The sequence below is a fragment of the Cognatishimia sp. WU-CL00825 genome (assembly GCF_040364665.1).
Classification (GTDB): domain Bacteria; phylum Pseudomonadota; class Alphaproteobacteria; order Rhodobacterales; family Rhodobacteraceae; genus Cognatishimia.
In genome coordinates this window covers 1-11,540 of sequence record NZ_BAABWX010000012.1, presented here as the reverse complement: position 1 = coordinate 11,540, position 11,540 = coordinate 1, and the positions used below count along the sequence as shown (strand labels likewise).

Annotated in this window: 12 protein-coding genes; 6 read left to right on the top strand and 6 right to left on the bottom strand. The window is 56.2% G+C overall.

All coding sequences use genetic code 11. The annotated features are described in order from the left end of the window. Positions 1 to 179, bottom strand: a 179-nt coding sequence (locus ABXG94_RS17710; protein ID WP_353536323.1) for a GTP-binding protein, incomplete at its 3' end; no start/stop codon positions are given. 165 nt (positions 180 to 344) lie between these two features. Continuing rightward, positions 345 to 935 (bottom strand): hypothetical protein, encoded by a 591-nt coding sequence (locus tag ABXG94_RS17705; protein WP_353536322.1) that lies wholly within the window; start codon positions 933 to 935, stop codon positions 345 to 347. Positions 936 to 1,074: 139 nt separating this feature from the next. Here ABXG94_RS17705 and ABXG94_RS17700 point away from each other — a divergent pair, with 139 nt between their 5' ends. Next, complete coding sequence (locus tag ABXG94_RS17700) at positions 1,075 to 2,430, top strand: cytochrome P450 (RefSeq protein WP_353536321.1); 1,356 nt, start codon at positions 1,075 to 1,077, stop codon at positions 2,428 to 2,430. Here ABXG94_RS17700 and ABXG94_RS17695 read toward each other — a convergent pair. Both ABXG94_RS17695 and ABXG94_RS17690 read right to left on the bottom strand, forming a co-directional pair. After that, the gene (locus tag ABXG94_RS17695; RefSeq protein WP_353536320.1) at positions 2,423 to 3,565 is read right to left on the bottom strand and encodes a M48 family metallopeptidase; all 1,143 of its coding nucleotides are present in this window, start codon (positions 3,563 to 3,565) and stop codon (positions 2,423 to 2,425) included. The two genes, ABXG94_RS17700 and ABXG94_RS17695, sit on opposite strands and share 8 nt — an antisense overlap. Further along, the gene (locus ABXG94_RS17690) at positions 3,562 to 4,932 is read right to left on the bottom strand and encodes a DUF898 family protein (protein WP_353536319.1); all 1,371 of its coding nucleotides are present in this window, start codon (positions 4,930 to 4,932) and stop codon (positions 3,562 to 3,564) included. The genes ABXG94_RS17695 and ABXG94_RS17690 overlap by 4 nt, the downstream gene beginning before the upstream one ends. A 135-nt stretch (positions 4,933 to 5,067) precedes the next feature. Between ABXG94_RS17690 and ABXG94_RS17685 the strand changes: the two genes are divergently transcribed. After that, positions 5,068 to 6,450, top strand: coding sequence for a DUF3179 domain-containing (seleno)protein (locus tag ABXG94_RS17685; protein ID WP_353536318.1), 1,383 nt, complete (start codon positions 5,068 to 5,070; stop codon positions 6,448 to 6,450). A gap of 48 nt (positions 6,451 to 6,498) precedes the next feature. Here the strand turns inward: ABXG94_RS17685 and ABXG94_RS17680 are convergent, their stop codons facing one another. Beyond that, positions 6,499 to 8,808 (bottom strand): DNA topoisomerase IV subunit A, encoded by a 2,310-nt coding sequence (locus tag ABXG94_RS17680; protein WP_353536317.1) that lies wholly within the window; start codon positions 8,806 to 8,808, stop codon positions 6,499 to 6,501. Between the two features lie 175 nt (positions 8,809 to 8,983). Between ABXG94_RS17680 and ABXG94_RS17675 the strand changes: the two genes are divergently transcribed. The 4 genes from ABXG94_RS17675 to ABXG94_RS17660 all read left to right on the top strand — a co-directional run bounded on the left by ABXG94_RS17675 (position 8,984) and on the right by ABXG94_RS17660 (position 11,334). After that, positions 8,984 to 9,589, top strand: a complete 606-nt coding sequence (locus tag ABXG94_RS17675; protein WP_353536316.1) for an SH3 domain-containing protein — start codon at positions 8,984 to 8,986, stop codon at positions 9,587 to 9,589. 67 nt (positions 9,590 to 9,656) lie between these two features. After that, positions 9,657 to 10,487 carry an SDR family NAD(P)-dependent oxidoreductase gene (locus ABXG94_RS17670; protein WP_353536315.1) on the top strand — a complete coding sequence of 277 codons (831 nt, stop codon included), beginning with the start codon at positions 9,657 to 9,659 and terminating at the stop codon, positions 10,485 to 10,487. 69 nt (positions 10,488 to 10,556) lie between these two features. Further along, positions 10,557 to 10,760, top strand: coding sequence for a twin transmembrane helix small protein (locus ABXG94_RS17665; protein ID WP_353536314.1), 204 nt, complete (start codon positions 10,557 to 10,559; stop codon positions 10,758 to 10,760). Position 10,761: 1 nt separating this feature from the next. Next, a complete protein-coding gene (locus ABXG94_RS17660) occupies positions 10,762 to 11,334 on the top strand; it encodes a cob(I)yrinic acid a,c-diamide adenosyltransferase (protein WP_353536313.1) in 573 nt (190 codons plus the stop codon). Positions 11,335 to 11,341: 7 nt separating this feature from the next. Here ABXG94_RS17660 and ABXG94_RS17655 read toward each other — a convergent pair. Beyond that, a partial coding sequence (locus ABXG94_RS17655; RefSeq protein WP_353536312.1) for a hypothetical protein occupies positions 11,342 to 11,540 on the bottom strand: 199 nt, incomplete at its 5' end.

The window sequence follows — 11,540 nt, the reverse complement described above, 5'->3', positions numbered from 1 at the left end:
GTCGAGATGGTGATGCCGCGGGCTTTTTCTTCAGGTGCGCCGTCGATTTCGTCATACGCTTTGAAGTCACCATATTGCTTGGTGATCGCTGCTGTCAGCGTGGTTTTACCGTGGTCAACGTGGCCGATTGTGCCGATGTTGCAGTGCGGTTTGGAACGTTCAAACTTTTCCTTAGCCATCTTGAGGCGCCTTCTGAGTTATGGGGGCCTCGGGTTGGCCCAATTGATCTTCGGGCGCGACATATTGTGTTGCGCGGCAAAAATCAAGCGCCTGTTTGACGCAAAGCGCGTGCATTTTCTTGGATAAATGCATATCGGCAACGCCGAAGGACGCCCGAGGGCGTTTTACTCGGAGTCTGTGGGTTTATCCGGCTTTTTCCAGCATTTAGCCAACTGTCTTTCGGTCGGCGTTTCGGTCATGCACACGGCGTTTTTGGCAAGCCAGTCCTCGATTTGGCGCGCGGTGCTTTCAGACAGGGCAGCGATTTGCTCGTCGCGGCTTTTGGTCAGGCCCGACCCCAGAATCGGTGTGCCACCAAATTGCTCAAAGGCAACGATTTGCTTAGGCTCGTCGTGGAACTTGGCACCCACCCGGTCATCCCAGACAGAGACATTGACGATAAACACCGATTTGGGCGTATAGACCAAGGGCACGCCGGGCCGGGCCAACACATAGGCCCCAATGTTCACGCCAATATGCACCAGACGCTCGCCTTCGTATTTGCCAAGGCGCTTGTCCAAAGCGGCTTTGACCGAGGCGGTCAGCTCTTCGGCGGTGGCATTGCGCGAGGTTGGGCCTTTTTGCAGATCTGGTGCGACAACAATATTGTGGCCCAGTACAAAATCACCCAGATCACGTTTTTCTGGCGTTGCCCCCTCTTGGGCACAGCCCGCCAAAGCCAACAACACCCCGCCCAGCGCGATCAAACGTTTCATGCCCAAACCCCTCTATTGGTCCTGCTTGGCATAACGGAACCGGTGCCGTGGTGCAATTCAATGGCGCTTAGGCGGTCATTTTTCGCCAAACCGCTACCAATTTGCCCAACAAGGCTTAAGTTCAGTGACGGAGGTGACTATGTCCCAAAGCCAGAAATTGCCCGCCCATGTGGCGTTGCACAAAGTGCCGCTTGGGCTGTTTGCAAGCTTGAAAGCGGCGCGCAACAACCTGCTGGATATTCTACCTTATATCGCGGTGAAACAGCCGATGGTCTCGGGTAAAACAGGCCTGCGCTGGCATATGGTGATGGAGCCGGGGGCAATCCGGCAGATGCTGCTAGAGAACCTGGACAATTACCCGAAATCTGACGCGACAAAGAACCTGCTGCGCCCGGCGATTGGCGAAAGCATGTTTGTGGCCGAAGGGGCAGAATGGCGCTGGCAAAGGCGGGCAGCAGCGCCGGTGTTTTCCCACCGCAACGTGATGGCACTGGCCCCGGTGATGACCGCCGCGGTCGAGGATTGCTGTGCGCGGATCACAGAGGCAGGGCCGCAGGCGGTGAACCTGATGGACGAAATGGTGCGCACCACCTTTGATGTGATTGCCGATGTGACCTTTTCGGGCGAAGGATCAATGGATGCCCAAAGCGTGCACCAAGCCATTGATGGCTATATCGCCGAGGCGGGCAAAATATCGCTATTGGATATGATTGGGGCCCCTGATTGGATCCCACGTCCGGGGCGCTTGATGTCGGGATCAGCGGTTAAAGATATGCGCAAAGTGGCGAATGAGGCCATCGAGGCACGGCGCGCGCGCGGGCCGCGTGACATTCCCGACCTTCTGGATTTGCTGCTCGAGGGCGTTGATCCGGAAACCAAACGACGCATGAAGACATCCGAACTGCGTGACAATCTGCTGACCTTCATTGTGGCAGGCCACGAGACCACCGCATTGACCCTGTCATGGGCGCTGTATTTATGCGCCTTTGATCCAAAGGTGCAGGCCAAGGCCCGCGCCGAAGCACAGGGGGTTCTGCAAGGCCGTGGGGCCAGTGGTGAAGATGTGGCCAACCTGCCCTATGTGCGCAGTATCATTGACGAGGCGCTGCGCCTGTATCCACCTGCGGGCATTGTCTCGCGCACGGCCCTTGCTGCTGACACGCTTTGTGGGCGCGAGATCAAGCCGGGTGATACGGTGATGATCCCGATCTATGCGCTGCATCGCAACGAATTGTTGTGGGATGATCCTGACGCGTTTAAGCCCGAGCGGTTTGCCGACCGCAAAACCATTGATCGTTATGCCTATCTGCCCTTTGGCGATGGCCCACGCATTTGCATCGGTGCAAGCTTTGCCATCCAAGAGGCAGTGATCATTCTGGCCACCCTGCTCAGCCGATTTGAGTTCACTCCGGTTCAGGGCCGTGAGCCTGAACCTGTGATGATCTTAACTGTGCGCCCCGAAGGCGGTGTTTGGCTCAACGCCAAACCTATCTAGAGCAGATGTTTTTCAGGGCAGCCCAGTCGTCGTCACTCAGCAACGGTTGCGCGACAAAGTCGGTCTGATCAACTTCGGCCTGCCGCGTCTGCGAGGCCGCAATGCGCTCGCTTAGTTTGGGGTGGGTGATGAAATGCGCCAAGGTGCCATCCGCCTCGCCGTGTTTGTCCAGCAAGCGCTGAAACATCGCCCCCAGTGCGCCCGGATCAACTTCGGCGTTTTCCAACATATCCATGCCAAAGACATCCGCATCAATTTCGGCTCTTTGACTGTATTGGGCGTCAATCAGACGCTCGGTTAAAAACAGCACCAAGGCCCCCCCCGCGAAATCGCCAAACAACAAGCCCAACACGCCGATTGAGCCTGCCGAGCGCAGGGCATGACGGGTTGGATCGCGGCTGACCACATGGCCCATTTCATGGGCAAAGACAGCGGCCAGTTCTTCGGGGGTTTCAGCGGCCTCAATCAGACCTTTGAAAAACACGATATGGCCGCCGGGCAGGGCGAAAGCGTTGATCATTTTATGATCCAACACATGTACGGTAATCTGGCTCGTGATGTTTGACTGTTTTTGCAACCGCTCTTGCAACTTGACCAAGGCAGAAAAGCCATCAACGTTGGCGCAGCCCCGAATGGGGACGAGATCGTTGTCGCTGAGGGCGGTGCGAATTTGGCTCAAGGTGGTCTCGCCCAATGCACGTTCGCCATCGGGCGGGATATATTCCGCCAGTTGATCCGCCATCTTGGGCACCAGCACCAGAATAATCAGTGCAACCGAGGCCAAAGCACCAACAGACCACGTCAGAATTTTGCTGCGTTTCACATGGGAATTTCGGCGTCTTAAATTGGGGCAACGTTGCGCAATTCGATGTTCATCTGTGACAAGCCGGGCCACGGGATCGCCAGCCAAGGCCAGCACCAGATTATCGCCCAAAGCCTGATCGGGCACCCGGCGGATGTTTTTTAGCGGCCACAGGATAACCCGCCCCCCCACTTCAATCACCAGTGCGGCTTGGCTTTCTTCGATGCGCAACCGCGCCGGTTGGGCCGCTGATGTTTCACCATCAAAATAGGTGCCCAAAGCCCCCAAAGCAGCCGGGCGTTCGCCCACGCGGATTGTCATGGTCTCGCTCATATTGCCGCCCCCACATCCAGCGCCTCTGCAAAGCCTTCGGCCTCGCTAAATTCGTCTCGGCCGCGTTGGCGCACCTGTTTCAACCCCTCGGGCGAACGCAATGCAAAGCTTTGCGCATAATGGCGCAACAAAGGAAAGCGAACGAAGGCGTGCACAAAGGTTGTCCAGGTCAGAAATACAAGAAAATATAGTGCGATGTTGATGGCAATCAGCCCTGCCTTTGGCAGGGACTCTAGCGATTGGGCCACTTCGAAAAACTCTTCGCCAAAATTGGCAACAAGAGCGAACAGAATGAGGCCCATTGGGATCAACAGCAAAGTCACAGAAACACAGGCCAGTAGATAACCCCAAAAATAAATGCCTGCGACCTTCCAACGTCTAGGGGCCATATACAGCGTCGCGCCAGCGATTTGTTTTTGCGACGTTAGGTAGGCAAGGCTTTTCACGCGGTAATTCAGCACCGCCCAAATGAACCAAAAGATAAGAAAAGCAATCATCAAGTAGAGTTGAGCAACATCTATGTACAAAGACGTCCAGCGTAACCATGTAACGAAAGCCGCACCAATAAGTATTGGCAACCAGACGGCCAGCCAAGGCCTGAACAAAACGATCCATTTCCCACCTTGCTGCATCACCTCTGCCCCATAATAGGTGCGGTCAGTGATGTATTTTTCCAGGTAAAACGCCTTGCGCGGCCACAACAGGCCAAGCGTGATCAGCGTCAGAAACCAATGCCACATGGCACGGGCCGCAAACCCCCATGCGCCGGGGGCCAGACCAAAGCGCACGCCACGCCAACGGCTTCGGGCCAGCACATAACGCCGGGCGCGGTAGCGGGCATAGAACCACAGGGGAATGACACCGATAAAGCTAAGCACATAGGCCGCCACATTGCCGTTAAACAGCGCAAAGCTGGCAAACATCAAAAGCAGGTTCACGATGCCGACGTAAAACGCCAGAATGACCACGGCGATCAAAAATCCCAGCAGTTTCTCCCAAGGGTCTCCGACATATTCCAGCGGATGCCCCAAAGGTCGCCAGGCCGACCAATACCAGCGGCGCAAGCGGGTTTTCATCCAGAACCGATAAAAGCCCAGCGTCAGAACCGTTAAGATGCCCAGCCGAAACGACATCCAGAACAAGCGCCAGCGGCGACCGACAAAATGCGTCGACGTGTCGTCATATGGATTTGTGTCTACCACCGTGGCGGTTGATGTTCCCGGGTCAGAGACCTTTGCGGTTTCCCATGGAGATTTGACTTGCAAAACATGCCCCCTGCGATGCTGGTTCCCCAGCTCTGACACGAAAGTGGCAGGCAGTGGCAATGGGCTCAATAGAAATGTGGTCTCATGCGCGAAAATTTCCATGGCAAGTTTCCATGGCAAATTTCCGCGGCGCGGTGTCAGCGACATAGGTTCACCAATTGCTGAGCAATCGTGATTGGCCGGCGGGGTCAATACTTTGGATGATACGCCAGTTTTAGCAAGCAAAGGCATCTGATCATGGCGACATTTAACCCCAAACTCTTTCCTGTCTGGCTGGTTGCGGTTTTGGCACTTGGCTTGATAGCCGCCGCGCCTTTGCACGCCCAAACCAAAAATCCGCTGCCCAGCTATGTGACCGATCAATTTGGCACGCCGCCGATGGTGCCAACCGGCAGGCTTTCCAACCCGCTTAGATCTGCGGTGAAAGTGGCTTTTGAGGACAGCATGCAACAGGCCAGTTGGGGGCCTGACCAAAGTGCTGCGCTACGCGAAATCATTGCGGCAAAAGACCCGCGTCTGGTGTGGCTGATCAGTGACCTTTTGCGCTTTACCGCCGGGTCACAATTGACGGCGGTTTTGCTTGATGCGGCGTCACAATTGCTGGAAAAAGACCTGCCACATCGCAATGAATGGGGGGTGGTGACCGATCATTTGATCGCTTGGGACATTCCTGAACCGCCCAATTACCTAAAAAGCAAGCGCGCAATATTCACCAGTATTGTGCCCGGATGGGAAAAGATCTTTGTCAAAGGCGACATCGACTGGCGGCATGTATCCTGGGGCGGCGTGCAGATTGATGACCGGGCCTTTGGCACCACCGACGCGCCCTGTAACTGCATTCCAGCAGCAGATAACCCCGAAGTCAGCAGCGCGTCCGAGGCCACTTGGCTGGCAGATGATGCCATTGTCTTTGGCATCGAAGTCAACGGCGCTTACCGCGCCTATCCCCGCCGCATCATGGAAGTGCGCGAAATGGTCAATGACACCCTGGGTGGGCGCGATCTTGGCATTCCATACTGCACGCTGTGCGGTGCGGCGCAGGCCTATTTCACCGATCAATTGCCCAAGGGCGTCAAACGCCCGGTGCTGCGCACCTCGGGTCTGCTGATCCGCTCCAACAAGGTGATGTATGATGTGGAAACCTATTCCGTGTTTGATACATTCAAAGGCAAGGCTGTCACCGGGCCATTGGCTCGCAAAGGTCTGCAACTGCAACAGGCCACCGTCATCACCACCCAATGGGGCGACTGGAAGCGCGCACATCCCGAAACAACAGTTCTAATCGAAGCCTTGGCTCTGGGCCGGGACTTTGATTTTCGCAATGGGCGCGATGCAGGCGGGCCAATTTTTCCGGTTGGTGATGTCGATCCGCGCCTGCCGGTTCATGAGGACATCATCGGCATCGTAACTGCATCGGGCACGCCGATTGCTTTTCAGCGCAGCAAAGCCCTGATCGCTCTGAAACGCGGCCAAGAGGTAATCTTTGAAAACCTACACCTCGAACTAGACGCCGGTGGCATCAAAATCGTGGATCAAAATGGCGCTGACCAAGGCAGCCACCAGGCCTTTTGGTTTGCCTGGTCGCAATTTCACCCGCAGACCGCGCTTTGGGCCGGCTGACACTGCCTAATACGAAACGGCCCGCTCAGAAGAACAGGCCGCATTTCATCAGTTAAACTTGTTATCTCTTGGAAAGCCCCTTGGGGCCATACGCCCGGTGCCCGCGCGTTTGCCCGTCCATTCGGCAAGCGCGGTTTCGGTGCGGGTGCGCCCGGCCGGGTCTTTCCAACTCAGCCCGTTTTCGATGACAAATGTGGTGGCATCTGACAGGCCGCCATCTTTGTATTTCTGCAAGCGCACGCCCTTGCCACGGCCCATTTCCGGCAGCTCGTCGAGATCAAACACCAGCACTTTGCGGTTTTCGCCCACACAGGCCACCGCATTGCCAAACACCGGTTTACACACCAGCGCCTTGGTCGGTGCTTTGACGTTCAAAACCTGTTTGCCGGTGCGGGTCTGGGCGATCACATCGTTTTCAGCCACCACAAAACCATCGCCAGCGGTCGAGGCCACAAGCAGGCGGCGATCCGGCAAATGGGTGAAAATATCAACGATATCTGCGTCATTTGGCAAATCAACCATCAGACGCAGAGGTTCCCCCATGCCGCGCCCACCGGGCAGGTTGCTGGCGGAAATCGTATAGAATCGCCCATTGCTGCCAAAGACCAGCAGCCGGTCGGTGGTTTCCGCATGGAAGATAAACCGCGGCCCGTCACCGTCTTTGAATTTCAGCTCGCGCGTCAGGTCGATATGACCAGACATGGCGCGGATCCAGCCCATTTCCGAACAGACAATGGTGATTGGCTCTTTGTCGATCATCGCTTCAATGGGCACTTCTTCAAAGTTACCCGCCTCGGCAAATTGCGTACGGCGCGCGCCGCCGTCAAAATCTTTGCCAAAGGTTTTCTTGGTCAGCTTCAACTGATCGCTGATCGCGTCCCATTGCAACTGGTCACTGGCCAAAAGATCTTCAAGGTTGGCGCGCTCTTCCATCAAAGCATCGCGTTCTTTGACCAGTTCAATCTCTTCAAGCCGGCGCAAGCTGCGCAAACGCATGTTCAGAATGGCTTCGGCCTGTACCTCGGTCAGCTCACCTTCGCCTTTGGCAGGCAGCGGCGACACATAGTCGGCTTCGGACATGGCGCGCGCAAATGTGCCGCCCCAGTTTTGTGCCATCAGCGCCTGTTTGGGCGCATCATCATAGCGGATAATGTCGATCACGCGATCCAAGTTAAGGAAGGCAATGATAAAGCCTTCGAGCACTTCTAGCCGGTGGTCAATTTTTTCCACCCGGTGCGCCGAACGGCGTTTCAGCACGTCGCGGCGGTGATCAAGAAAGGCCTGAAGCACTTCCTTCATCGAGCAGACCTTTGGGGTGACCCCGTCGATCAACACGTTCATGTTCAGGCTAAAGCGCACCTCAAGATCGCTGGACTTAAACATCATGCCCATCAGCATGTCAGGCTCGACATTCTTGCTGCGCGGTTCAAGAATCACCCGGATATCATCGGCTGACTCATCGCGGATATCGGCGAGGATCGGCACTTTTTTAACTTGGATCAGCTCTGCGATCTTTTCGATCAGCTTGGATTTCTGAACCTGATAGGGAATTTCCGTGACAACAATCTGCCACTGCCCGCGGCCAAGGTCTTCGACCTCCCACTTACACCGCAGACGGAACGAGCCGCGTCCGGTGCGATAGGATTGCGCAATGCTTTCTTTGCTTTCCACCATGACGCCGCCAGTTGGGAAATCTGGCCCCGGCACGTAATTAAGCAAAGTGTCGTCGCGCGCATCCGGGGTTTTGATCAGATGCAGGCAAGCATCCACCAGTTCCACAATGTTATGTGGCGGAATATTGGTCGCCATGCCCACGGCAATTCCAGCGGCGCCATTGGCCAGCAAGGTTGGGAATTCAGACGGCAAAACAACCGGTTCCGTCAGACGGCCATCGTAATTGTCGCGGAAATCTACGGCGTTTTCATCCAGACCATTCAGCATCGCTTCGGCGACAAAAGTCATACGTGCTTCTGTGTAGCGCGACGCCGCCGGGTTATCCCCGTCGATGTTGCCAAAGTTCCCTTGCCCGTCCACCAGCGGATAGCGCACGTTGAAATCCTGGGCCAAACGCGCCATCGCGTCATAGATCGCAGCATCCCCATGCGGGTGGAAATCCCCCATGGTGTCGCCCGAGATCTTGGCGGATTTCAGAAACTTGCCATTGCTGACCAGTTTTAACCGACTCATCGCATAGAGGATTCGCCGATGCACCGGCTTGAGCCCATCCCGTGCATCCGGCAAGGCCCGATGCATAATCGTGCTTAAAGCATAGGTCAGATAGCGTTCGCCAATGGCGCGGCGAAGCGGCTCTGCAACTTCATGGGAAGGGGTGTCTGCGTCATCTACAAGATCAGTCATGACAACGTGATACCCGCCAAGCTGAGACCCGACAAGCGAGCATAGGGGGAAAACTTCTCCTTTTTTCCGCCAGAATGCTGACACGTCTTTGGGCTAGGGTGATTCTTGCAAAGCTCTGCAGTGCAATTCGCAGGTCTTTGGGTGCATGTCGCACCGTTAGTCTGGAGAAGCGTAAGTGGTACGGTTTATCAGTTTGTCTTTCTTATTTTTAGGATGGGCGTTTTACGAGTTGAGTGGCGGCGGCGATTTTGAACCTGGGAAAAAACGTGTTTCCGAGGATCAGATCGTCGCACAAGCCGCCGCACCCGCTGCCCCTGCCGCGCCTCTGGAAAATCTGCAAACCGTCGCGTTTGTGGCACCTGCCGCTTTGGAAGCCACGGCGTCAACCACATCCAATGATGCGCCGGTGACGTTGGCCTCTGTGCCAACCACCAAACGGCTGGTCGGCACGCCACAGCCCACCGCAGTTGCAGAAATCGCAAAGCTTGGGCCGGAAAAACCAGAGGCAGCCGATCTCCCAAACCTAGAGGTACAACCGCAATCCATCGTGGCGCGTGCATCGCTTAACTTTGCAGAACCGGATTTTCGCCGTGTCAAAGGCAGCCGCGTGAACATGCGCAATGGGCCGGGCACGCAGTATTCGGTGATTGCGAAACTGCTGCGCAATTCCGAAGTCGAGGTCTTGCAAGAACCCGGCAATGGCTGGGTCAAATTGCAATCGCTGGAAACTGGTCGCATTGGCTGGATGTCTGCCAAGCTCTTGGTCAAAATCGCCAATTAGGCAATCCCGTATTGCCCAGCACCCAAAGGCGGCCTACCGTGCCCAAAACCACAGGCGGCAGGCATCTATGACTGGCAAATCCATCCTTATCACCGGCTGTTCCTCGGGCATTGGCCATGACGCGGCGCTTGGGCTAAAAGCACAGGGCTGGCGGGTGTTTGCCGCGTGTCGCAAAGAAATTGACTGTGACCGCCTGCGCGATCTGGGCTTTGAAAGCCCGCGCATCGACTATCAAGACAGTGCATCGATCCAAACCGGGCTGGCCGAGGTCCTGACCGCCACAGGCGGCACGTTGGACGCCCTATTTAACAACGGTGCCTTTGCCGTTCCAGGTGCCGTCGAAGACCTGCCCACCGACGCCCTGCGCAGCATATTTGAAGCCAATGTTTTTGGCTGGCACGAGCTGACACGCCAAGTGATCCCGGTGATGCGCGCCCAGGGTCATGGCCGCATCATCAACAATTCATCAGTGCTTGGCTTGGTGCCCGCCCGTTGGCGCGGGGCCTATGTGGCCAGCAAATTCGCGCTCGAAGGCCTGACCGATGTCCTGCGTCTGGAAATGCAGGACACATCGCTGCACATCATCCTGATCGAACCCGGCCCCGTCACCTCGCGTATCCGCCAAAACTCGATCCCGCATTTTGAACGTTGGATCAACTGGCAGGCCTCGCCGCGCGCCAACCAATACCAAGACAGCCTACTGCGCCGCCTGTATGAGTCGCGCGGCCGCGACCCGTTTGAATTGCCCCCCGAAGCGGTCACCAAAAAGCTGATCCACGCCCTGCAAAGCCCGCGCCCAAGGTTGCGCTACTATGTCACGACCCCCACCTATCTTATGGGTATCTTGCGCAGATTGCTGCCAACACGCACATTAGACTGGATCATCGCCAAGGGCTGATAGTGGTTTTCTATTCGCTTTTGCCGGCGAACAGACTAACTAGGCTGCAAAGCCAAAAGGACCCAAATCATGCTGCAAGACCCGCTTCTCATTGTTGTTGTCGTGGCCATCCTCGCTGTGCTGGTCATATTGCTGGTTGGCGTGGGCGGATTTGCCAAAGGTGGTGAATTTAACAAGAAATACGCCAACAAGATCATGCGCCTGCGGATCGCTGCCCAGTTTGTGGCTGTGGTCCTGATCTTGCTCTTTGTCTGGCTGCGCAGCGGAGGCTGATATGGTTGTTCTGAATAAAATCTACACCCGCACCGGCGACAAAGGCACCACAGCCCTTGGCAATGGCGACCGCGTTCAAAAACACGATGCGCGGGTCAACTCCTATGGCACCAGCGACGAATTGAACGCCTTTGTCGGCGTGGCCCGTTTGCAGGCCGATGGTGAAATGGATGCGCAACTGGCGTTGATTCAAAACGACCTGTTTGATCTGGGGGCCGATCTGTGCCGCCCGGACTTGGAAAAAGACGCCCAAGCAGACTATCCGCCACTGCGCATGGTCGCCGCACAAGTCACGCGGCTGGAAACCGAAATCGACGCGATGAACAGCCAGCTTTCGCCGCTGCGCAGCTTTATCCTGCCGGGTGGCTCTGCTCTGTCGGCGCATTTGCATGTGTGTCGCACCGTAGCGCGACGCGCCGAACGCTTGACCACCGAATTGTCCAGCCTTGCCGAGGTAAACCCCCACGTGGTGACCTACCTAAACCGGCTGTCTGACTGGTTTTTTGTTGCCGCGCGTCTGGCCAACGATGCTGGCGAACAAGATGTTCTTTGGGTGCCCGGGGCAAACCGCTAAGCCCCAATTAGTGCTGGTTTTGGACCGGGGCCAAAGACGCCCAACCCGACGTTAGCGCTCGCATCACGCAACATTTGCAACAAACGCGGCGTCGCGGCACCAAAAGATGACGATTTTGCGCTGTTTCTGTCATCAGCAAACCGATATCAACGGCAGCAGAGAGCTTGTTGCGCGAGTCGATCTCGGCTTGCACCCTAAAGGAGTTT

Bases quoted from the DNA above. Each gene is read 5' to 3' on its own strand.
- ABXG94_RS17690 (WP_353536319.1), bottom strand. From the start codon at position 4,932: ATGGAAATTTTCGCGCATGAGACCACATTTCTATTGAGCCCATTGCCA.
- ABXG94_RS17670 (WP_353536315.1), top strand. From the start codon at position 9,657: ATGACTGGCAAATCCATCCTTATCACCGGCTGTTCCTCGGGCATTGGC.
- ABXG94_RS17700 (WP_353536321.1), top strand. From the start codon at position 1,075: ATGTCCCAAAGCCAGAAATTGCCCGCCCATGTGGCGTTGCACAAAGTG.
- ABXG94_RS17705 (WP_353536322.1), bottom strand. From the start codon at position 935: ATGAAACGTTTGATCGCGCTGGGCGGGGTGTTGTTGGCTTTGGCGGGC.
- ABXG94_RS17680 (WP_353536317.1), bottom strand. From the start codon at position 8,808: ATGACTGATCTTGTAGATGACGCAGACACCCCTTCCCATGAAGTTGCA.
- ABXG94_RS17665 (WP_353536314.1), top strand. From the start codon at position 10,557: ATGCTGCAAGACCCGCTTCTCATTGTTGTTGTCGTGGCCATCCTCGCT.
- ABXG94_RS17695 (WP_353536320.1), bottom strand. From the start codon at position 3,565: ATGAGCGAGACCATGACAATCCGCGTGGGCGAACGCCCGGCTGCTTTG.
- ABXG94_RS17660 (WP_353536313.1), top strand. From the start codon at position 10,762: ATGGTTGTTCTGAATAAAATCTACACCCGCACCGGCGACAAAGGCACC.
- ABXG94_RS17685 (WP_353536318.1), top strand. From the start codon at position 5,068: ATGGCGACATTTAACCCCAAACTCTTTCCTGTCTGGCTGGTTGCGGTT.